Origin of the sequence: Desulfurivibrio dismutans (assembly GCF_029210385.1) — a bacterium.
GTDB classification, from domain to species: Bacteria; Desulfobacterota; Desulfobulbia; order Desulfobulbales; family Desulfurivibrionaceae; genus Desulfurivibrio; species Desulfurivibrio dismutans.
Genome location: NZ_JARGDQ010000010.1, coordinates 1 through 20,716 on the forward strand (window position 1 = coordinate 1; position 20,716 = coordinate 20,716).

Annotated in this window: 17 protein-coding genes and 1 tRNA gene; 6 read left to right on the top strand and 12 right to left on the bottom strand. The window is 60.2% G+C overall.

The window, feature by feature from the left end; all coding sequences use genetic code 11:
- Entirely contained in the window at positions 1 to 933 is a 933-nt protein-coding gene (gene mdh / locus P0N66_RS11110) for a malate dehydrogenase (RefSeq protein ID WP_275805383.1), read from the top strand.
- An 80-nt stretch (positions 934 to 1,013) separates the two neighbouring features.
- Positions 1,014 to 3,380 carry a gluconeogenesis factor YvcK family protein gene (locus P0N66_RS11115; RefSeq protein ID WP_275805385.1) on the top strand — a complete coding sequence of 789 codons (2,367 nt, stop codon included), beginning with the start codon at positions 1,014 to 1,016 and terminating at the stop codon, positions 3,378 to 3,380.
- 175 nt (positions 3,381 to 3,555) lie between these two features.
- Here P0N66_RS11115 and P0N66_RS11120 read toward each other — a convergent pair whose 3' ends face one another.
- Both P0N66_RS11120 and queD read right to left on the bottom strand, forming a co-directional pair.
- A complete protein-coding gene (locus P0N66_RS11120) occupies positions 3,556 to 4,227 on the bottom strand; it encodes a radical SAM protein (protein WP_275805387.1) in 672 nt (223 codons plus the stop codon).
- Positions 4,227 to 4,598 carry a 6-carboxytetrahydropterin synthase QueD gene (gene queD, locus P0N66_RS11125; RefSeq protein WP_275805390.1) on the bottom strand — a complete coding sequence of 124 codons (372 nt, stop codon included), beginning with the start codon at positions 4,596 to 4,598 and terminating at the stop codon, positions 4,227 to 4,229. Before queD ends, P0N66_RS11120 begins: the two co-directional genes overlap by 1 nt.
- 331 nt (positions 4,599 to 4,929) lie before the next feature.
- Between queD and P0N66_RS11130 the strand changes: the two genes are divergently transcribed.
- Positions 4,930 to 6,291, top strand: a complete 1,362-nt coding sequence (locus P0N66_RS11130) for a DUF1015 domain-containing protein (protein WP_275805392.1) — start codon at positions 4,930 to 4,932, stop codon at positions 6,289 to 6,291.
- A gap of 104 nt (positions 6,292 to 6,395) precedes the next feature.
- Here P0N66_RS11130 and leuB read toward each other — a convergent pair whose 3' ends face one another.
- A complete protein-coding gene (leuB, locus tag P0N66_RS11135; protein WP_275805394.1) occupies positions 6,396 to 7,469 on the bottom strand; it encodes a 3-isopropylmalate dehydrogenase in 1,074 nt (357 codons plus the stop codon).
- Between the two features lie 286 nt (positions 7,470 to 7,755).
- Here leuB and P0N66_RS11140 point away from each other — a divergent pair, with 286 nt between their 5' ends.
- Positions 7,756 to 8,073 carry an alanine-zipper protein gene (locus tag P0N66_RS11140; protein WP_275805396.1) on the top strand — a complete coding sequence of 106 codons (318 nt, stop codon included), beginning with the start codon at positions 7,756 to 7,758 and terminating at the stop codon, positions 8,071 to 8,073.
- An 88-nt stretch (positions 8,074 to 8,161) separates the two neighbouring features.
- On the opposite strand, the gene P0N66_RS11145 is transcribed toward P0N66_RS11140, so the two are convergent.
- The 7 genes from P0N66_RS11145 to P0N66_RS11175 form a co-directional block, all read right to left on the bottom strand.
- Positions 8,162 to 9,037, bottom strand: coding sequence for a L,D-transpeptidase (locus P0N66_RS11145; protein ID WP_275805398.1), 876 nt, complete (start codon positions 9,035 to 9,037; stop codon positions 8,162 to 8,164).
- Positions 9,038 to 9,233: 196 nt separating this feature from the next.
- Positions 9,234 to 10,142 (bottom strand): TIGR01777 family oxidoreductase, encoded by a 909-nt coding sequence (locus tag P0N66_RS11150; protein WP_275805400.1) that lies wholly within the window; start codon positions 10,140 to 10,142, stop codon positions 9,234 to 9,236.
- A 167-nt stretch (positions 10,143 to 10,309) separates the two neighbouring features.
- Positions 10,310 to 10,383 (bottom strand) — tRNA-Gln (locus P0N66_RS11155).
- A gap of 97 nt (positions 10,384 to 10,480) precedes the next feature.
- Positions 10,481 to 12,637, bottom strand: coding sequence for a c-type heme family protein (locus tag P0N66_RS11160; protein WP_275805401.1), 2,157 nt, complete (start codon positions 12,635 to 12,637; stop codon positions 10,481 to 10,483).
- Positions 12,638 to 12,768: 131 nt separating this feature from the next.
- Positions 12,769 to 14,868 (bottom strand): methyl-accepting chemotaxis protein, encoded by a 2,100-nt coding sequence (locus P0N66_RS11165; RefSeq protein WP_275805403.1) that lies wholly within the window; start codon positions 14,866 to 14,868, stop codon positions 12,769 to 12,771.
- An 82-nt stretch (positions 14,869 to 14,950) separates the two neighbouring features.
- Positions 14,951 to 16,123 carry a GGDEF domain-containing protein gene (locus P0N66_RS11170; RefSeq protein ID WP_275805405.1) on the bottom strand — a complete coding sequence of 391 codons (1,173 nt, stop codon included), beginning with the start codon at positions 16,121 to 16,123 and terminating at the stop codon, positions 14,951 to 14,953.
- Positions 16,120 to 16,920 carry an oxygen-binding di-iron domain-containing protein gene (locus tag P0N66_RS11175; protein WP_275805407.1) on the bottom strand — a complete coding sequence of 267 codons (801 nt, stop codon included), beginning with the start codon at positions 16,918 to 16,920 and terminating at the stop codon, positions 16,120 to 16,122. Before P0N66_RS11175 ends, P0N66_RS11170 begins: the two co-directional genes overlap by 4 nt.
- 299 nt (positions 16,921 to 17,219) lie before the next feature.
- On the opposite strand from P0N66_RS11175, the gene P0N66_RS11180 reads away from it, so the two are divergent.
- Positions 17,220 to 17,552 carry a helix-turn-helix transcriptional regulator gene (locus tag P0N66_RS11180; RefSeq protein ID WP_275805409.1) on the top strand — a complete coding sequence of 111 codons (333 nt, stop codon included), beginning with the start codon at positions 17,220 to 17,222 and terminating at the stop codon, positions 17,550 to 17,552.
- Positions 17,542 to 18,849, top strand: coding sequence for a type II toxin-antitoxin system HipA family toxin (locus tag P0N66_RS11185; RefSeq protein WP_275805411.1), 1,308 nt, complete (start codon positions 17,542 to 17,544; stop codon positions 18,847 to 18,849). The genes P0N66_RS11180 and P0N66_RS11185 overlap by 11 nt, the downstream gene beginning before the upstream one ends.
- Before the next feature lie 10 nt (positions 18,850 to 18,859).
- Here the strand turns inward: P0N66_RS11185 and P0N66_RS11190 are convergent, their stop codons facing one another.
- Together P0N66_RS11190 and P0N66_RS11195 are read right to left on the bottom strand one after the other, a co-directional pair.
- Positions 18,860 to 19,387: a chemotaxis protein CheW gene (locus tag P0N66_RS11190; protein ID WP_275805413.1), complete on the bottom strand. Its 528-nt coding sequence runs from the start codon at positions 19,385 to 19,387 to the stop codon at positions 18,860 to 18,862.
- On the bottom strand, positions 19,384 to 20,328 hold the full coding sequence (locus P0N66_RS11195) for an MCP four helix bundle domain-containing protein (RefSeq protein ID WP_275805415.1): 945 nt from the start codon (positions 20,326 to 20,328) through the stop codon (positions 19,384 to 19,386). The genes P0N66_RS11190 and P0N66_RS11195 overlap by 4 nt, the downstream gene beginning before the upstream one ends.
- Positions 20,329 to 20,716 lie beyond the last annotated feature (388 nt).

Consider the following 20,716-nt stretch of genomic DNA (forward strand, 5'->3'; position numbering starts at 1 on the left):
ATGCAACGAGCCAAAATAACCATCATCGGCGCCGGCAACGTCGGCGCCACCGCCGCCCACTGGGCCTTGAGCCGTAACCTGGGCGATATCGTGCTGCTGGACGTCATGGAAGGCATCCCCCAGGGCAAGGCATTGGACCTGCTGCAGTCCGGCCCGGTGGACGGCTTCAGTTGCCGGGTGACCGGCAGCAACGACTACCGCGACTCGGTGGATTCCGACGTGGTGATCATCACCGCCGGCCTGGCCCGTAAGCCGGGGATGAGCCGCGATGACCTGCTGGCCAAGAACGTGGAAATCGTCAAAAGCTGCGCCGAGCAGGCGGCCGCTTTCTCCCCCAACGCGGTGCTGATCGTGGTCACCAACCCCATCGACGCCATGGTTTACACCGCCTACAAGATCTCCGGCTTTCCCCGCCAGCGGGTGATCGGCATGGCGGGAGTCCTGGACTCCGCCCGCTACCGGACCTTCCTGGCCGAGGCCCTGGGGGTGGCGCCGCGCGACGTCAACGCCATGGTCATGGGGATTCACGGCGACAACATGCTGCCCCTGGTCAGGCTGGCCAACGTGGCCGGGGTGCCGGTGAGCGACCTGCTTGATGCCGAAACCATCGCCAGCATTGTCCATCGCACCCAGCACGGCGGAGCCGAGATCGTCAACCACCTGAAAACCGGCAGCGCCTTCTACACCCCGGGCCTGGCCGCCGTTGAGATGGCCGAGGCGATCGTCACCGACAGCAAGCGGGTAATGCCCTGCGCCGCCTGGTTGGAAGGAGAATTCGGCATCAGCGGCTGCTTTTTGGGAGTACCGGTGGTTTTGGGCAGCGGCGGAGTGGAGCGGATCGTCGAATTTCCCCTGCGGGAAGACGAACGGGCCGCCCTGGCCGAATCGGAAAAAATCGTCCGCGGCCAGATGGCGGCCACCGGGATCGGTTGACCGAGGACCGAGGACGCCAGGTAAACCATGTGGTCAGCAAGTTATCAAGGCCGCTGCCCACTGTCTTTGGCGAGAGGAACATGATTACCGCGCAATCGACCATAGAACGGCAACTGGCGCAGCTTGCAGCCGCCTCTTTCCATCCCCTGGATTTGATGCCCTATCAGGACCAGGCGGAAAAGCTGCTGGCCCTGGTCTTGAACGGCCTGCCCACCGCCCCGCCCGAGATCGCCGCTTCCCTGGCGGAACTGGCCGAGTCCCTGCGGCGGGTACCGTGCGCCGAGGCCAAGGTGCTGGTTTTTGGCGGCGGCACTGGTCTGTCCAATATCATCGGCGGCGACAGCCGTCACCCCGGCTGGCCGGCCGCGCCATTTACCGGCCTGAAGCAGCTTTTCCCCCGGACCCGGGCAGTGGTCTGCGTCACCGACGACGGTGGCTCCACCGGTGAGTTGCTCAAGGACCTGCCCCTGATCGCGGTGGGCGACCTGCGCCATGTCCTGCTCTCTTCGGTGAGCAAGGAAAAGCTGCAAAAACAATACGAGCTCACCGAGGACGAGGCCATGGCCACGGTGGCCAGGTTGCACCGGCTGTTCAATCATCGCTTCAAACTCCTGCCGGACAGCCCGGAGGCAGTGCTGGCCCAGTGCGGAGTGAAGCTCGCCGAACTGCCGACCTTCATGGAACGCTCCCTGTACTGGTTGCTGGCGGAAATTTTTAACAATGAACATCTGCATCCCCTGCGGCAGCGGGCCCACTGCCTGGGCAACCTGTTGCTGGTGGCCGCCATCTACCAGCAGCCGGCCATGGACCGGCCCGATAATCCGGCGGGACCAGTGACGGCAGAACGGCGACCGGCGGCCCCGGAAGCCGCCCGGGCGGATGGTGAGGCCTTGGCTGCCGTCGGCAAAGAACCGGCAGCGGTTGAGCCACCGCCAGCGGCCGTCCTGGGTGGCCTGCGGTTCCTGGCCGATATGCTGGGAGCCCAGCCGGATGCGGTGCTGCCCTGTACTACCACCCCGGCGACATTGAAAATCCGTTACGACAACGGGGTGCTGGTCAGCGGCGAGAGCAAATCAGCCCAGGCCGGTCGCCGCTGCCCGGTGGACCGGGTTTACGTGGAGTTCTCCCGCCAGCCCGAGGTGCCGCCGGAAGTATTCGCCGCCATTGCCGAAGCCGACATCATCCTCTTTGCCCCCGGCAGTCTCTTTACCAGCATTATCCCGGTGCTCCAGGTACCCGGCCTGGCGGCGGCGGTGCGAAACAACCGGCGGGCCCTCAAGGTGTTGCTCTCTAACCTCTGGGTGCAGGCCGGTGAAACCGACCTGGTGGCGGGCGAGGGTGATCGGCGATACCACGTTTCCGATCTGCTGCGGGCCTATGACCGCAATATCCCGGGCGGTATCGCCGGGCTTTTTCAGCAGACGATGGTGGTGGGCATGCGGGAGATCCCGGGCAGCATCCTGCAGAACTACGCCCTCGAGGGCAAGGTGCCCATCTACCTTGACCGGGAACGGGTGCGCCGGCAGGGAGTTGCCCCCATCGAGGCGGCCATCGCCTCCCAGTCCGATTTCGATGGCAGCCTGGTGCTGCAGCACGATCCGGCGGCGGTGGCCACGGCGGTGCGGGTGCTGTGGGGCCTGCAACGGGGTAAAAACGATGGCGGCAAGAAAATGGACGCCGATGAATTAAGCGATGCCAGTACCACAGAATCATACCCCCTGATGCTTAACCCCCGGCGACAAACCCCGGACCACCGCTGGCGGCAAATGCGGCAACGGTTGCGCCAACTCAAGCTTGCACCGCAATGGCAGCCGGTGCTGGCGGAAATCCTCTGGCGGCACCGGGACATCCTGCTGGCCCACCTTGATTATGTCGCCGGTCTGCAACTGGTGCCGGTGGATCAGTGGCGCCGCTGCCAGGAGTGGGACAACGTCTTTTCCTTCTACGAACCGGGCGACCGAACGATCCGGGTGCGGGCCGACATCAGCCCCGGCAGTCGCCATTTTGAAATTGCTTTTTTGGTGGCCTTGGGCCAGTCCCTGCTGGGCAACTACGCCGCCGCCAAGGAAAAGAGCCCGGTGATGGCCGGCAGCCGCCCGGTGGGCTACATCTTTTCCCTGACCATGCAGCCGGACAACGAGCGCCGCAGCTTTTTTACCACCGATGAACTGGTAACCTACCTGGAGCTGGCCCGCATGTGTCGGGCCGGCCGGGAACCAACACTCTTCACCCGGGTGGTCAACGGCAACGAGGGTTTCACCCCGCCGGGTCTGCTTTTCGGCCTCACCTACGCCTGGTACCTGGACAACCGCTTTGCCCCCCACATCGAATACAAGATGTCCATCACCGGTGCCGAAACTTCCGACCTGGTTCCCGAACAACTCCGCATCTCCGCCCGCCGCCAGGGCCTGATCGAATTCTTCCGCCAGCGGGTGTTCCGGCAGTAGTCGCCGTCAGAAGATGGTCAAAGGGTAAACAAAGTCTAGTCGTCTGCCAGAGACCAGCCGGTGGATCTTACAATAACTGCGTTAATCAGTTATTAAGCGTGGCCTGCGACAAGCCTGGCGCCGGCGGTGCAATTTTACCGGCGGCCGGTAAAGGTGGCCTGAACGATGGCGGGGCTTATTTGCCCCGCCGGCAGTCGGGCCAGAGGATGGTGTGGAGTTGTAACTGCAAACGGGCGGGCAGGGAGTCGGCCAGCAGCCAGGAGGCCAGGTCGGCCGGTGGCAGATGACTGGCCACGGGGGAGAAAATCAGGTGTGGATGTCCGGTCAGGTGGTGCTGGCTGATGATTTCTTTGGCCCATTCGTAATCGCGGCGGTCGCCGACTACGAACTTGATCTCATCCCGATCAGTGAGGCGGCGGAAATTATCCTGCTTTAATTGTTCGTTCATGCCGCTGCCGGGGCATTTTACGTCCATGATGCAACGCACCGCCGTCGGCACCCGGGCCAGGGACAGGCTGCCGTTGGTTTCCAGCAGCACCCGTCGCTGGTCGGCCAGTAAGGCGTCGAACAGCGGGTAAACCCCTTCCTGCTGCAAAGGTTCGCCGCCGGTGATCTCCACCAGTGGGGCCGGCGATTTTTCCGGTGTCAGTCGGCGGATTTCCGCCAGTACCGCCTTCAGGTCCATTTCCCGCCCCGGCTCTTCGTAGGTGTACCGGGCGTCACAGTACGAACAGCGCAGGTTGCAGCCGGCCAGGCGGACGAAGATACAGGGGTAGCCGGCCCAGCTTGATTCCCCCTGGATACTGTAGAAAATTTCGCTGACCTGCAAACTGGTTTGCACAGTCATCAGTCTTCCGAATAACTGACCCCGCAGGCGTCGGTTTCCAGTACCGTGACTTTGTGGGGGCGGTAGCGTTCGCTGCTGAGGCTTTTTTTCAATTCGGCGAAGATATGCCGGGCGATGTTTTCCGAAGAGGGGTTGTCCCGCTGGAAGGCCGGATGCTCGTTGAGATCCCGATGGTCCAAGTCGTCGGTGATCACCTTCAGGGCCGCTTTGAGGTCGCGGAAATCCAGGGCCATGCCCAGCTCGTCCAGCTCGTCGGCCCGCATGGTGACCTTGACCTTCCAGTTGTGGCCGTGGGGTTTTTCGCAATTGCCGGGGTAATTGCGCAGATGATGCCCGGAGGAAAAATGGGTGGTGGTAAACACTTCGTACATAAAGATCACTCCTTTTTCAGTAACCGTTCACCAGGAGTATTAAATACTGGTTTAACGGGCCGTAACCGTTCAGCAGTACCGCAGGTTCGGGCAAGCAGACAGGCGCCGCGTACCCCCTGTACGTAAGCCTGGCTGATCGCCCGAAGATGCGGTGCTGCTGAATGGTTACCCTTTTTCACCAAAGACCGCTTGCAAGGCGGCGGATTTTTGAATATGAATGGCTCTTCCTTTTTCGTCGACAGTTTTTATATAACCCAAGTCGATCGGAAAATACAGCAACAACCGGCACCACGATTTACCAGCATAACTTATTTGTCAAGGAGCAGTTGAGATGGCCGTAATCGTCCCCTTTCGCGCCGTGCGCTACAATCCGGAAAAAATCTCCAACATCGAGGAGGTGGTCAGCCCGCCCTACGATGTGATCGACGCCGGCGGTCAGGCGGCCCTGCTGGAACGCAACCCCTACAACATGATCCGCCTTGATTTGAGCAAAAACGTCAAGGGCGAGGGCATGACCGAACAGCGTTATGCCGGCGCCGCCGAGCTTTTCCGGCAGTGGCAGCGCCAGGCGGTGTTGCTCAGGGAGGAGCGACCGGCGTTTTATATCTACGAGGTGGACTATCGCCGCCCCGACGGCCGTACCCTCACCCGGCGCGGTTTCTTAAGCCGGGTGCAGTTGGCCGAATTTGCCGAAGGGGTGGTCAAACCCCATGAAAAAACCTTTGCCGGGGTGACCTCGGATCGTTTGCGCCTGCTGGACACCTGCCAGGCCCAGTTTAGCCCCATTTTCTCCCTTTATTCCGACCCGGCCGGCGAGATCATGCAACTGCTGGCCCGGGGCAGCACCGAACCGCCGCTGTATAGTGTGCCGGACCATAACGGCTGCGAACACCGGCTGCGGCTGGTCACCGACCCGGCGGTACTGCAGGCGGTGGGGGAAAAATTCCAGGACAAGGCGCTGTACATCGCCGACGGCCACCATCGCTACACCACCGCCCTGCAGTACCGGGCCCTGGTGCGGGAGCGGCGGGGCCAACTTGATCCGGCCGATGCGGCCAATCACACCATGATGTATCTTTGCGGCATGGAGGATCCGGGTCTGAGCGTACTGCCCACCCATCGCCTGCTGCGTCTGCCGGGTTACAAAACCAGCACCGATTTGCTGAATGCCCTGCAGGACTATTTCGAGGTAATGGAAATCAGCAACGGCGGCCGGGAAAGCCTGCTTGATGAAACCCTGGCCCGGATGGCGGAAGGGGAGGGCGGCAACACCTGTTTCGGCTTTTATCACCCCGGCGAGGACCGCAGCTTCCTGCTGACCCTGAAGGACGGGGTGATGGACCGGGAGGCGGCCCACCAGCCCCCGGCTCTGCGTGATCTGGATGTGGTGGTGCTTTCCGACCTGATCATTGACCGTCTGCCGGATCTGGACAAAAGCCGCTGCGTGCAGGGTGAGCTCATCGATTACTACAGCAACGCCGCCGAGGCCCTGGACGTGGCGGTCAAGGAAGCCGTCCTCGCCGCCGAAGCCGGCGGCCGGACGGAAGCCACCCCGGTGCTGTTCCTGATGAACCCCACCAAAGTGGACCAGGTCCGCCGGGTGGCCGACGAAAACCTGGTGATGCCCCACAAGTCCACCTTCTTCTACCCCAAAGTTCTCACCGGCCTGGCCATCAACCCCCTTTCCGACTAGGTAAACGTTCAGCAGTGCCGCAGGTTCGGGCAAGCAGCCAGGCGCCGCGTACCCCAGGTACGCAAGCCGGGCTGATCGCCCGAAGATGCGGTGCTGCTGAACGTTTACAAAGCGGCGGCGATGGCGTCGCCCATGTCCTCGGTGTTGACCGCCTGGCTTTTGTCGCTGGTGATGTCGGCGGTGTAGGTGCCGGCGGCCAGGGTGCGGCCCACCGCGTTTTCGATGGCGTCGGCGGCCTCACCCATTTGAAAGCTGTAGCGCAGCATCATGGCGGCCGACAAAATCTGGGCGATGGGGTTGGCAATGCCCTGGCCGGCGATATCAGGGGCCGAGCCGCCGGCCGGCTCATAGAGGCCGAAGCCTTCCTCGTTGAGGCTGGCCGAGGCCAGCAGCCCCATGGAGCCGGTCATCATGGCGCACTCGTCGGAGATGATGTCGCCGAACATGTTGCCGCAGAGCAGCACGTCGAACTGGTGCGGGTTGCGGATCAACTGCATGGTGGCGTTGTCCACGTAGATATGGTTCAGGGTCACGTCGGGGTAGTCGGCGGCCACTTCGGTGACTACCTCGCGCCACAGCACCATGGTGGTGAGCACGTTGGCCTTGTCCACCGAGGTCACCAGGTTGCGGCGCAGGCGGGCGGCTTCGAAGGCCCGGCGGGCGATGCGTTCGATCTCCCGGCGGGTGTAGACCATGGTGTCGTAGGCCTTTTCCTCCGGGCCGCTGCCCTCCCGGCCCTTGGGCTGACCGAAGTAGATGCCGCCGGTTAGTTCCCGCACCACCAGGAGGTCGAAACCTTCCCCGACAATGTCCGGGTGCAGTGGGCTGGCGGCGGCCAGCGAGGGAAAAACCTTGGCCGGCCGCAGGTTGCAGAACAGCCCGAAGGTCTTGCGCAGGGGCAGCAGGGCGGCCCGCTCCGGCTGCTGTTCCGGCGGCAGGCTCTCCCACTTGGGGCCACCCACTGAACCGAAAAGGATGGCGTCGCTGTTGCGGCACAACTCCAGGGTGGCTTGGGGGAGGGCGTGACCGTGGTAATCAATGGCGCAGCCACCGACATCGGCGTACTCATAACTTAAGGAAAAACCGAAGCGGCGTTGGGCGGCGTCCAGCACTTTGATCGCCTCCCGCATCACCTCCGGCCCGATGCCGTCACCGGGAAGAACCGCGATTTTTTTCATTGTAGCGTCTCCATGTTAAGTGTTATCTTCAAGTTTTAGCCTGTTTTGCAGGTTGTTTTATCCCGGCTCTGGTGCTCCGGTTTGGCGCCGGAGGTAATCCGCCACCGGCCGTTTGCCAACATACAGGATAAACATTGTTTTGTTCAAGCAGCTTGTGAAGCAAAAAACTTCCCGATTTTAATTGCTTTTCAGGGCAGTTTTGTGAGAGTATTGCGCAAGTAGTGGTGCGGCCTGGCCGCATGTGGGGAACGATATCGTAACAGTTAAATGGATGGAGGTGAAAGTTATGAAAAAAGCGTTAGGTTTGGCGTGTGGACTGCTGCTGCTGTTTGCTGCCGGTTGTGCTACCAATCAGGTTGATGCCGTTGACGAGGCCCGGTTTAACCAACTGGAAACCAGGGTTGATACACTGGAGAGCCAGATTAAAGGTTTGACCGGTAACACCGAGTCGATGAAGGCCGAAATGCGGGAGTTGTGGGATATTGCCGAAAAGGCTAGGGAATGTGCCGCCAATTCACGGGCAATTGCCGAGGATGCGGCCGACAAGGCGGAAAAATGCCTGGAGAGACAGGAAAAAGCCTTTGAGTTGCAGCAGATGAAGTAGTCTTAGTTGTTTTTGTGTCAACATTGGGGCGATCTGCCGGTAACATCAGGTAGATCGCCCTTTTTTATGCCGTGGTGTTTTGCCAGTGTTATTTTGCCAACCGGCCGATGGGTACGGGAATTCCTCTGCCCTGCCTGGCGACTTCAGCCACCTTGCCGCTCTCAACCTGGTTCAGCCATCCTTTCTTGCTCAGCATTTGTTCCGCTTCCTGCCAGTAATCCCGCCAGTTTTTGCCATCGTACCGGTCATGGTGAATTTCAAGGAAAATTTGTTCATCCTGGCGGCCGATTTTCACCGGCTGATGAATGATTTTCATCGGTGTACCGATAGCCGCCATGCGGAACAGCACTGGAATATCCTCAGGATAAAGCCGGGCACAGCCCAGGGTTGCTCGTCGGCCGATGGACCAGGGCCGGTTGGTGCCATGGATAAAATAGCTGCCGCCGGAAAGCTGCAGGGCATAAGCTCCCATGGGGTTGTTGGGGCCGGGAGGTATGATGGCCGGCAAGTGGGGGCGCTGTTCCCGGACTGATGGCGGTACCGTCCAACTGGGATCGGTCAACTTCCGGGTGATGGTGAAATCTCCCAGCGGGGTACCGCGGTCGGCGGTGCCGATGCCCACGGGGAAGGAAATCACCAGCCGGTCATTGGTCAGGGTATAGAAATAATACAACCGCTTTTCCGGGAGATTAAGTACCATGCCATGTTCATATGGTGTTTGCGGCAGCACCCGGGCGGTGGGCAGCATCACCGGAGCGCCATCCCCCGGCAGGAAAGGGTCCAGTTCCGGGTTGATCCTGGTGACCTCGCGGTAGCCCAGGCCGTGGTCCCGGGCGATTTCCAGCAGTGATTCGCGGCCTTGTACCCGGTGTTCCCGCATTTGTCCCACCACCGTCCAGCGTTCCGGGTCATAGGACTGGCTGGTAGCGGCTGAAAGAATGGGCGATGGTAAGTCTTCCCGCATCGCCGTTTCGCCGGCCGCCCCCGTTGATGCTTCGTGATCGCCTGGATCACCTCCCGCTGCTTCGGATTGAAACCCGTAATCAACTGCGGCTGAGGCGTTCAGCGGCCGGTTGAAGTCGGCACAGGCGACGGATGCGAAGCATAACAATAAACAGCTGATGGTGTGTGATAAGCGAAGCATTGTTTTTTAACTTTTTCTACGATCGGGATAGCAGTTCAGTAAAGGCTTGGTCGATTTCCGGAAACCGGAAGACAAAACCATGTTGTTGTAAAACCTCCGGGATTACTCTGGTACCGCTCAGCAGAGCCGTGCTCATCTCACCCATCATCAGGCGCAGGATGAATCCCGGCACCGCCAACAGGGTGGGGCGCTTTAACGCCCGCCCCAGGGCTTTGGTGAACTCGGCGTTGCTGATGACTTGCGGGGCGGCGCAATTGACCGGGCCGGCAATTTCCCGGTGGTGACAGAGAAAAGCAAAAATCGCGGTCAGATCATCCAGGTGGATCCAGGGAAAGGGCTGCTGGCCGCTGCCCATTCGGCCGCCCAGGCCCAGGCGAAAAGGGGGGAGCATTTGATTCAGAGCGCCGCCGACCCGGCCCAGCACCACTGCCAGCCTGGCGATTGCCACCCGATGGCCGTGCTCGGCGGCTTTCATGGCCTCATGCTCCCAGGCCGTACATACTTGGGCGAGAAAGTCATTGCCCGGCGGGGCTTTTTCCGTTTTCGGCCGGTCATCGTGGCTGCCGTAGTAGCCGGCGGCGCTGGTGTTGATCAGGGTCATGGGGGTGGGAGAGCTCTGCATGGCCGCCACCAGATTTCGGGTGGAGAGAACCCGGCTGTCCATGATCTGTTGCTTGACCTTGGCCGTCCAGCGGGTAAAAACGCTGGCGCCGGTAAGATTGATGATCACCTCGGCGCTTGCCGCTTCTTCCTGCCATTTGCCCGGCCGGGTCGGGTCGCCTGCCACCACCTTGATCGGCGCCGGCAGGCGGTCTGCCCGGTCCGGGTGACGGACCAGCACCCGCAACTGGTGATTTTCCTGCAACAGGCGAGGAATCAGGGCGCTGCCGACAAAGCCGGTGGCGCCGGCTAAAAAGATTTTCATGGTGCAACCTCCGGAAAAACGGTCATGCCGGTAATGGGTGTTGCTGGCCGCCCGCTGGCGGTTTTACGTCTTAGCATTCTAGCGGCACCAAGTTCCGACGGTCAAGCACAGGGGAGTGGCAAGGGGGAAAAAGAAAGGGTTACGCGGGGGCGCAACCCTTTTTTATTTGGCTGGGGGATAGGGATTCGAACCCCAACAGGCAGAGTCAGAGTCTGCAGTCCTACCATTAGACGATCCCCCAATATCGCGAACGGGAAACGGTACTTATAAAAAAACTGGCCTGGTCTGTCAAGAGTAAAACCGGTCTGCGGGCACTTCCTCGCGGTTTGCAACGTGTTTTACTTCTTGATTTCGTTGGTCGACTTAGTCGGTGGCATGATCTTTTGCAACTCTTCCAGGAGTTTGTCGATCTGGTAAGGCTTTTGAATAAAACCGGCCAGCTCGCCACCGTGGAAGCGCTGGACGATTTCCTGGGCACTGTAACCACTGGCCAGCAGAACCGGAATATCCGGCTGGATTTTACGCAGTTCCTGGAAGGCCTCCGCGCCGTCCATCACCGGCATGTTCATGTCCAGCACCACGCAGTCGATCCGTCCCGGCTGCTGCTTGAAAATGTCCACCGCCTCTCGGCCGTCGCCGGCGGTCAGCACGTCAAAGCCCTTGGCACGGAGGATGGCGGCGCCGGTATCACGTACCATCTCTTCATCATCAACCAGCAGGATGGTACCGCTGCCCCGCCAGTCCGGGTCGATGCGCGTCTCTGCCGTCACCGCTGAAGACGCTTGCTCGGCATCTTTGGCTATGGGGAACAGGACTTTCATCACCGTGCCCCGGCCCGGTTCGCTGTATACCCGGATAGCGCCGTGGTGGCCGCGGATAATGCCCAGGACGGCCGCCAGCCCCAGCCCGCGGCCGGTGAATTTGGTGGTGAAAAAGGGATCGAAAATGCGGGCGGCGGTTTCAGCATCCATGCCGCAACCGTTATCTTCCACTTCCAGGAAGGCATATTGTCCCGGCGGCAGTTCCTCGTTGAAGTTCTGCCGGAAATATTCTCGGTCGCAGGTCACGCTTCCGGTGCGGACGGTTACCTCCCCTTCGCAACCTTCAAGAGCCTCCGAGGCGTTGGTAATCAGGTTCATGATCACCTGCCGGATCTGGGTGGCATCGCCGGTGACGGGCAGGGGCGAAGATGCCAGCTGATAGTTGATTTTGGCCTTCTTGTCCACCGAGACGGCCAGCATTTCGGCCAGCTCCCGGGTTACCTCCGACAGGTCAAGCTGTTGGGAGACCAGTTGGCCCTTGCCGGAACAGGCCAGCATCTGCCGGCAAAGTTCGCCGGCCCGCTGGGAGGCTTTGATGATGTCGGCCAACTGTTTTTGGGCCGGGGCGTTCTGGGGTAGTTCTTGTTTGGCCAGTTCCGCATTGCCGACGATGGGCACCAGCAGATTGTTGAAGTCATGGGCGATTCCGCCGGCCAGCACGCCGAGGCTTTCCAGTTTCTGGACATGCAGGATCTTTCTTTCCATTTCCTGTTTTTCCTTTTCCGCCGCCATCCGCTCGGATATCTCCCGGCGCAACTGTTCGGTCATGGCGGTGCGCTGTTGTAACTGCTCCTGCATGGAGTCGTGATAACGATGCAGCTTGGCGGCCAACTGATTGTAGCTCTGCGCCAGCGACCCGATTTCATCATTACCGGCGTCCGCCAAGGTGGGCAGTTGCACGCTGTCGTCTTTTTGCCGGCAGACCTTTTCAAAATTGGCGGAGATAATGGCCAGCCGGCTGCCGATCAGCTTTCTGACCAGCACAAAAACGGCCCCCAGCAGCAAAAACAGGGAAACCGCAATGATGACCAGATCGCCGATGATGGCGGCCCACATTTTGGCCCGGATCTCATCAATGGGAATCCCCACGGTATCGGTGGCCACCACCTGGCCCAAAGGCCAGTTGAAGCCGGTTTCCATTCCGTAACGGGCTACCAGGGAGGGAGGAGCATCCGCCGGGGCGCCATGGCATTTGAGACAATCTTCCTCGGTCCGGCGGGGCTTGAAGTGGGCCAGATACTGCGTATCGTTTAACCGCACGGTTCCCTGCCATGATTCGGCCCCGGGATTAAGGTTGAAATAATCAATTATCGCCAGTTCTTCCGGGGTGGCCCGGTTCAGAGGATTGCGGGGGTCTTCGGCGGAAAATTTGAGAATAAGTTCGGGAAAATGGTAATTGACGTCGGCAAAAATGGAGCGGGAAACATAGGAGGTGGACATGGTTTCGGGGATGAATTCCTCCCGGCCCACCAGTTGGTACATTACCGGTCTGATTTTTTCATCCACATACCGGCGGATGGAGAGATTGAACTGCAGCGCCAGAGCCGCCTGCTGGTGCACGCTGTCATCGATGAAGCGCTTAGCCAAAGAATGCGTTCGCTGCAGCAGAAAGGCGCTGCAGACAAGGGTGAAAAGCGCAATAATCAGAAAAAGCTTGGTGCCGATGCTCTTCATCGCTTAACTCCCCGGCGGGCTGAATATCGGTCGCCGATCCTCTCCGGCCCGCTCCGTAACAGAACCGGAGGCGGGCCGGGGGAGGATTTTTTGAATACCGGTAACCGGCGGCTGCCGGCGCCTGAAGGGGCTTAAAAATCCTTGAAATCATCGTCGTCGAAGGGGATGAGCTCTTCCGACTTGCTGCGTTTTTCCCCCTGTTTCCGGCTGGCGTCGTCGCCGGTCGATTTGGCCGGCTGGGAGGTTTTTCGGGTCCGGCCCTTGTCGTCATGGGCCTTGGCGGCATCAGTTTTGCCGGGCAGCTTGGGCGGCGTTTTGGGGCTGCGGCGGCCCGATGATGGTCCGGACCGCCTTTGTTCACGCCGACCGGCGGCGCTTACATCCTCCACGGCGGCACCCACCAACTCCAGCAGATCGACCACGTTGGCCTCCATCTGGGCGGCCATGGCGTTGAGTTCTTCCGAGGCTGCCGCCGATTCCTCGGCATTGGCCGCCACCCGCTGGACCACGGTGTCCATTTCTCCCATGGCGGTGTTGAGCTGGGAGATCCCGTTGTTCTGTTCGTTGCTGGCCGCCGCGATTTCGCCCACCAGGGTGGCGGCTTTGGCGGTGCTTTGGGATACTTCGCCGAAGGCTTCATTGGTGCGGTCCACCAATTGGCTGCCGGCGCTGACCTTCTGCACCGTGCCGTCGATGAGTTGGGCGGTGTTCTGGGCCGCTTCCGCCGCCCGCATGGCCAAATTTCGCACTTCATCCGCCACCACCGCAAAGCCGGCTCCGGCCTCACCGGCCCGGGCCGCTTCCACCGCCGCGTTCAAGGCCAGCAGGTTGGTCTGGAAGGCGATCTCGTCGATGGTCTTGATGATCTTGCTGGTTTCCTCGCTGGCCTTGCTGATTGCCTGCATGGAACCGGTGAGTTCGGTCATCGACTGCTCGGCCCGGCTGACCACCTGGCCGGCCTCCCGCATCAGGTTGTCGGCGGTGGCGGCGTTGTCGGCATTCTGCTTGGCCATGGAAGAAATTTCTTCCAGCGAAGCGGATGTTTCTTCCAGCGAGGCGGCCTGCTCCGAGGATCCTTCCGCCAACTCCTGGCCACCGGCGGAAACCTCGTTGGAGGACGCCGCCACCTGGGTAGCACCGTTGAACATCTCCCGGGCGATATGGTTGACCGGCCGGATTACCGCGATGGTCAGGGCGCTGTAATTGATTACCACGATCAGCACCAGAATGATGGCGGCAATGCCCCCCAAGATAAGAAATACGTTACGCATGCCGTCTACCACTGCGGTGGTGTCGTTGGCAAAGACCATCACGCCGATCTGCTGGTCGCGGTAATCCCTGACCGGAAAGGAGGCCAGAGAATGATTGTTGACCTGGCTTATGCTTAGGTCGCTCCGTCCCTGATCAAGCAATTCCCGGGTGACCAGGCGGTGGGTTTCGCCGCCGCTGGTGTCGGAAACCATGACGTAGCGGTTGTCGACCACCGGATGTTGCCGGCTGTCTTGCAGTTGTCGGGCTACGGAAAGCAGATCGCTGTTCATGTAAAGCAGCATGTGCTGCCCCGGGCCGGCAGCGGCCTCAAAAAGTTCTTCAAAATTGGCCAGCATCTCCACCGAGCCCAGTTGCCGTCCGTCGGCGGCACGAATGGGGGCCACCCCCCGGACCACGAAGCCGCCCCGACCGACTTCAATGCCGGTCACCGGTCGGCCGCTGCGATTGACCTCCATCACGGTGGGGCGAAATCCGGAAATATCATCGGAAATATCAACCCAAGCGCCGTCCTGTTGCACTTGTCGCTCCCTCCACAATCGCACCAGGCTGCGGCCGTTGGGGAGGTGGAAGTGGAGCTGCATGGGCGTACCGGCGGTGGCGGAAAAGCCTTCCAGCGCTCCCGCCAGTTCCCGGCGAAGCATCTCCCTGGCTTCCTGGGCGTAGGGGTCGTTGGGATTATCGATGTTGCCCTGGTGGGCGATGGCATAGGCTTCCAACACCTCCGGGAAACGGGTAAAGACGGCGGCCTTTTCCAGGGCGTCCTGGCCGGCCCGGGCCACGGCCCTTTCAATCTCGCCCTGTTTGTCGATGGCGGTGCTGCTGATGAAATCCCCGCTCAGCCGGTCCAGTTCCCGCTTGACCAGAGGGGCGGCCAGCAGGGAGGAAATCAGCACCGAGGCCAGCAGGGGAATCAGCATCTTCTGCTTCAGGGAAAAGTCAAAGCCCTTTACCATGGTCATGTTCCTCCTCTCATGTTTTAGGTTTTCTCTCAAGAGCCCACATAAAGAAAATATCATTTAGGTGTGACAAGCGGCACTGTTGTTACAAGGGATATACCCGGTTGCGGCCGGCCCGCTTGGCGGCATACAGGGCTCTGTCCGCCGAGTTTACCAGCGATTCGGCTTCGGCTTCGGTTTCGGTACAGGCGGCCGCCCCGATACTGACGGTGAGCCTGATTTCACGCTGGTCGCAAGTAATAAAACGCAGTTCTTCCACCCTGCGGCGCAGGCGCTCGGCGGCTTTTCGGGCCGCTTCCAGGTCGGTGTCCGGCAGGATCAGCGCCAGTTCTTCCCCCCCGTAACGGCAGACCCGGTCGATGGTCCGGGCCTCTTTTTGCAGCAACCGGCTCAACTGGCGAAGAATGGCATCCCCCGCCCGGTGGCCGTACGTGTCGTTGACTTTCTTGAAATGATCGATGTCCAGCATCAGCAAAGCCAGGGGGAGGCCGGTGCGCTGGTGGCGGGAAAGTTCTTCTTCCAGCAGGGAGTAGAACTGGCCGTGGTTGTAGAGGCCGGTCAGAGGGTCGTAGATCGACAGGCGGCGCACGGTTTCGTAAAGTCGGGCGTTTTCGATGGCCAGCCCCACCTGGTTGCCCACCGCCAGGAAGGTTTCCAGTTCGGCCTGCTTGATGACCCGGCCAGGGGGCAGGTAGTAGAAAAACACGCCTACCACGCGCTCCTTGGACCGCAGGGGCAGGATCAGGTGGCCATGTTCCGGCATGGGCCCAGGATCGATGGTGCGGCGGGGGTCAACAACGCACCGTTCACTGATGACGATCTCGCCCCGGGCAGCCAGTCCGCAGAGGCACTTGCCGACCTGCATTTTACGGTGGGCAACGATGAACCTGTCGCCAACGCCACGCTGGGCGGCCAGTCGCATGGAGCCGTCCGGTTCCACCAGGAAAATGCCCAGCGGCCACTGCTCATCCAGTTCGATCAGCCGGGCCATGGCGTCCATGATGCGCCGGAAGAGTTCATCCTGGACCAGGGTTTCGCTGATGGCCGCCGAAACCTGCTGCAGGGTGGTCAAGCGCCGGTTGCGCCGGGCCAGTTCCTCCTTGTTGGCCTGCAGGTCATCCAGGGCCTTGAGCCACAGCTCTTTCATTCGCTGACCCTGGCGGATGCCCTGGCGCAGCAAACGGTTTTCCCGCTCCAGGCGGGCCAGGCGCCATTCCGGCGAGGATTTATCCGGTTTGTGGTCGGTGGGGTCGGTCATCGCTCACTCAGCCCGGCGTAGATGATGTCGGTGCCGCAACGCAGATTCTGCAGATACTCAAGCGCCTCCGGCACCATGGTCGGGCCGATGATGGAGCCGTGCTGGGGCAGGATGGCATCGATGGGCAAACCTTGCAAGCGCCGGGCAAAGCCGCGGGCCGCCAGGTTGGAGGCCATGTATTCGGTGTGGAAAAGATCCAGCGCCGGAATATGATCGGCAAAGGAGTCAACCACCAGTTGCCAGTTGAGATCGATGGCGGCCCAGATATCGCCGGAAAAGAGCAGGCGGGCGCCGGCGTCGTAGGTGGTAAAGGCCCCGGGAAAGTGGAGAAAGGGGGCGGGGATGAAGCGCAGGGAGCGGCCGGAGGGCAGCAGGTACTCGGGGTTTGCTTCGACGTCGTAATAATCGTACGGCGGCGGATCGTAGTGGGGCAACAGCACCTGGGTACGGGGGGTGGTCAGCACCTTCATCGCCGGGTTGACCGCCAGCCACTGACCCATGGAGGCCGCCACATCGGGGTCCTGGTGGCAGAGAATCATGCCCGCCAGGGACTGCGGCGGCATGATCTGGGTTACCCGCCGGTAGACCTGATCGAACAAATGGCGGCTGCCGGGGTCCACCAGCAGGCCGTGGTCGCCGTCCCGGATAAGGTAAATGTTGCTGCGAAAGGAGGTGTCTTCCGGTACGCCCAACCAGTATACCGCATGTTCCCCTTGCCGGTACAAAACGGTGGGTTCATCCAGGCGCTCCAAGGCTTGCTGCAGATTGAGACCGTTGCCGGCGGATTGATCGGGCATGGGGCACGCATGATTTGTTCAAGTTAAGGGTAGCTGGGACAACTATCAATTAAGTTGATACTACCGGAAAAGCGTGCCCGGGACAACCGCTTTCACCCGGTTGTTCCAGTGGCTGGTTCCGGACCTCCGAATTCCCGCAATTCATCCAGTCGCAGCAGTTGGTCGACGGTCGGCAGCACCCGGGAGTGGCTACCGTTACGGAGGACCGTTGACGATAACCGAACAATTGACTATGATAGCAGTCATTAAGTGATTTGATGATCATCAAAGTAGTCATTATTTAGCCGATGGAGACCGAGATGACTGCAACCAGAACCTACTCCAAATATGCGCGTGAGGCGATGTCCTTGTTGGGCAAGCAGATCCGCCTGGGACGCAAGCAACGCCGATGGAGTGAGCACGAGTTGGCGGAGCGGGCGGGGATTGCCAGGGCTACCCTGCAGAAGATCGAGAAGGGTGACCCGGGTTGCGCCGTCGGGCTGGTGTTCGAGGTGGCTGCACTGGTGGGCGTGACGCTGTTTGAACCTGATTTGCCCGGACTGGCTGACCGGCACGAGCGCCTGGATGATAAGCTGGCACTGCTGCCCAAAGCGGTGCGTAAAAGCCCTGCGGTGGTAATTGATGAGTTCTGAACTGCGCGAGGCCTACGTCTGGGTATGGCTGCCCGGAGCCACCGAGCCGGTGGTGGCCGGGCGCCTGGCCGCCGCCGGCGGGCAACTGGTGTTCAATTACGGCCAGAGCTATCTGGCCCGGGACAACGCCATTTCTCTGTATGAGCCGGAACTGCCGTTGCAGTCTGGGGTATTGCCCCTGTTGCCCGGCCTTGGTATGCCCAACTGCCTGCGCGATGCGGCGCCGGACGCCTGGGGCCGGCGGGTGGTCATCAACCGCCTGTTGGGCCTGCGGGGAGCCAGGGCGGACAGTGCCCAACTGGATGAGTTGACCTACCTGCTGGAGTCGGGCTCCGACCGGATCGGGGCGCTTGATTTCCAGCGTTCACCCACCGAATATGTTCCTCGCCGTGCCGCCAACGCAACGCTGGATGAGCTGTTGGCCTCGGCGGAGCGGGTGGACAGGGGTATTCCGCTGACGCCGGAGCTGGATCAGGCCCTGTACCACGGCAGTTCCATCGGCGGCGCTCGCCCCAAGGCGCTGATTGAAAGCGGGCAACGGAAGTTCATCGCCAAATTTTCTTCCACCACTGACCTCTACAACGTGGTCAAGGCGGAGTTTCTCGCCATGCGCCTGGCCGAAAAAGTGGGCCTGAATGTCGCTGCGGTCAGTCTGGTGCGGGCCGCGGGCAAGGATGTACTGCTCATTGAGCGTTTTGACCGGATTGCGGCTGGCAAGACCTGGCAACGAAAAATGATGGTTTCCGCCCTCACCCTGTTCGGTCTCGACGAGATGCTGGCGCGCTATGCCGGTTACGAAGAACTGGCGGAAATCGTGCGCCACCGCTTTACCGGGCCCGCCGACACCCTGCGCGAATTATTCGCCCGGCTGGTATTCAACATCCTCTGCGGCAACACCGACGACCATGCCCGTAACCACGCTGCTTTCTGGGATGGCCGGATGCTGACCCTGACTCCGGCCTATGACCTCTGCCCCCAGGCACGGGCCGGCAACGAGGCAACCCAGGCGATGTTGATTTTCGGCGAGGAGCGTCACAGCCGTATTTCGGCCTGTCTTGCCGCCGCCCATCACTTCCTGCTCTCGCGCCAAGAGGCGCTGGGCATGGTTGAGAGCCAGTTGCTTGCCCTGGGAGCGCACTGGGCTGAAGTGTGCGAGGCGGCAAAACTGCCCCCCATCGACCGCGCCCTGCTCCAGGGACGCCAGTTCCTCAACCCCTATGCCTTCGATGACCTGGAGGGTGATGCCGCTTACCTGGCTGGACTGGCGGCGCAGATACGCGCCGACGGTGAGGTATAGGCAGATATTTTCACTGAATCGAAGAGATCAGCGGTTCAACTTCGGCAGTGCCCAGGATATAGTCGATATTAAGCAGGATTTTAACTTTGCCCGCCAACTTGGCCATGCCCATGATGTGGTCGGTATCGTTAAAGTTGGCGACTCCCAGGTTGGGGGGCGGTTCGATATTTTCTTCCTTGATGTACAAAACCTCCGAAACCGAATCCACCACCAGCCCCACCACCATTTTTTTGCTTTGCCCGTGGTTGATCTCCACCACGATGATGCAGGTTCGTTGGGTGTTGTCACCTTGGTTTAGATCAAATTTCTGTCGCAGGTCGATTACCGGTACCACCTTACCCCTGAGATTGACAACCCCTCTCATGTAATCAGGGGATTGGGGGATGCCGGTGATGGGCATCAGGCCGATGATTTCCCGGACCTGGAGAATGTCTATACCGTAATCTTCCCGGTCCAGGCTGAAGGTTAGAAATTTACCGTCATTGTTTTGATGCAGGGCATTCTGACTGGCTGAGTGGTTACTTTCTGTAAATGTCATGACAATAACTCCTTGGGGTCTTGATTGTTCTCCTGTTTCCGGCGCTCGACGGTAAGCTGGTGCTGCACGGCAGCCTGCCGGTCCCGGGCTTTTTTCCCTTCCACCAGGGTCATCAGCTCAGCGACAAAGTCGGTCATCTGGTGGGCCATGGCGGAAAGCTCTTCGGCCGCGGCGGCGGACTCTTCGGCATTGGCGGCGGAGCGCTGCACCACGGTGTCCATTTCGTTCATGGCGGCGTCGTGTAGGCCCTGGCCGATTCGGGTCAGGGGGCGGGAAATTGAACGGGTAATGATGAAGGCGGCTAAAATGCCCAGCAGAATTGCCCCGACGCTCAAGCTCAGCACCAGGCTGCGGCCGCCGAAAACCATCTCCTGGGCGAAATTGCCGCCGCTGGTCATCTCCCGTGTCTCGTGTTCCACCATTGCTGCCACCGCCGCGATCAGTTCGTTCTGGGCCGGTCGGATGGTGTTCAGCAGCATGTTTTGGGCGCCGCTCAATTCTTCATCGGTGGCCAGATTCAGGTAGGTATTAACCATCTGGTAATATTCATGGTAGTTGTTGCGGGCGCGGCTCAGCACTTCTTGACCTTCCCGGGAGGAGGTGTCTGCTTCGAAAGCCGCAAATCGTTCCTCAATGGTCCGGTGGGCGGTGTCAATGTGGGCCAGCTCTCCATCACGTTCACCTTCATCAAGGATGTAGATGAGGGGCAGATTGCGGGCGATGAGGTTGATCTCGTCAATCACCTCGTTGGCTTCCTCGGTTTTGGGAAACCGGACCTCCACCACCTCGTCGATGACCTCCTGCAAGGTGCCCAGACGCATGGTGGTAAAGATGGCCACCACCGCCAGAAAGACGATGATCAGCCCGAAACCGGTTCCCATTCGGGCCCCTATTCGCATATTTTTGGTTAAGTCCAATTTGTCGGTAAGTTCGTTCATCATGTTCCTCCTTGCAGATGGACTACGGCCATCATCTGCTCAAGGCCGTAGAGGTAAATTGGATATCTGTCGTTGACGTTAAATAATTACCAGGCTGCCCGTCCATGCCCTTAACCACGTATTGTGATAGGCCAATGGTACGTACGGACCCATGGGTAGTTTTTTCTGGTTGTGGTAGGTGTTTTTACGTATGGTTTGTGTGATTTATTGTTTTTTGGTCGTTTTTGGTGGTGGTTCCTGGGTATGATCGCGTTGGTTTGGCCCTGTATATCTTGACTTTTTTCGTTAAAACTGATTACTGGAACATCACTCATTCAGTGGTGCGACTGTGTTTAAAGGGGTTTACCTGCGGACGGATGGGGCTGTGTGGCAAATGGGGGAAATCGAGCTT

Bases quoted from the DNA above. Each gene is read 5' to 3' on its own strand.
- P0N66_RS11140 (WP_275805396.1), top strand. From the start codon at position 7,756: ATGAAAAAAGCGTTAGGTTTGGCGTGTGGACTGCTGCTGCTGTTTGCT.
- P0N66_RS11195 (WP_275805415.1), bottom strand. From the start codon at position 20,328: ATGATGAACGAACTTACCGACAAATTGGACTTAACCAAAAATATGCGA.
- P0N66_RS11130 (WP_275805392.1), top strand. From the start codon at position 4,930: ATGGCCGTAATCGTCCCCTTTCGCGCCGTGCGCTACAATCCGGAAAAA.
- P0N66_RS11165 (WP_275805403.1), bottom strand. From the start codon at position 14,868: ATGACCATGGTAAAGGGCTTTGACTTTTCCCTGAAGCAGAAGATGCTG.
- P0N66_RS11185 (WP_275805411.1), top strand. From the start codon at position 17,542: ATGAGTTCTGAACTGCGCGAGGCCTACGTCTGGGTATGGCTGCCCGGA.
- mdh (WP_275805383.1), top strand. From the start codon at position 1: ATGCAACGAGCCAAAATAACCATCATCGGCGCCGGCAACGTCGGCGCC.
- P0N66_RS11150 (WP_275805400.1), bottom strand. From the start codon at position 10,142: ATGAAAATCTTTTTAGCCGGCGCCACCGGCTTTGTCGGCAGCGCCCTG.
- leuB (WP_275805394.1), bottom strand. From the start codon at position 7,469: ATGAAAAAAATCGCGGTTCTTCCCGGTGACGGCATCGGGCCGGAGGTG.
- P0N66_RS11120 (WP_275805387.1), bottom strand. From the start codon at position 4,227: ATGACTGTGCAAACCAGTTTGCAGGTCAGCGAAATTTTCTACAGTATC.
- P0N66_RS11160 (WP_275805401.1), bottom strand. From the start codon at position 12,637: ATGAAGAGCATCGGCACCAAGCTTTTTCTGATTATTGCGCTTTTCACC.
- P0N66_RS11190 (WP_275805413.1), bottom strand. From the start codon at position 19,387: ATGACATTTACAGAAAGTAACCACTCAGCCAGTCAGAATGCCCTGCAT.
- P0N66_RS11145 (WP_275805398.1), bottom strand. From the start codon at position 9,037: ATGCGGGAAGACTTACCATCGCCCATTCTTTCAGCCGCTACCAGCCAG.
- queD (WP_275805390.1), bottom strand. From the start codon at position 4,598: ATGTACGAAGTGTTTACCACCACCCATTTTTCCTCCGGGCATCATCTG.
- P0N66_RS11175 (WP_275805407.1), bottom strand. From the start codon at position 16,920: ATGCCCGATCAATCCGCCGGCAACGGTCTCAATCTGCAGCAAGCCTTG.
- P0N66_RS11170 (WP_275805405.1), bottom strand. From the start codon at position 16,123: ATGACCGACCCCACCGACCACAAACCGGATAAATCCTCGCCGGAATGG.
- P0N66_RS11180 (WP_275805409.1), top strand. From the start codon at position 17,220: ATGACTGCAACCAGAACCTACTCCAAATATGCGCGTGAGGCGATGTCC.
- P0N66_RS11115 (WP_275805385.1), top strand. From the start codon at position 1,014: ATGATTACCGCGCAATCGACCATAGAACGGCAACTGGCGCAGCTTGCA.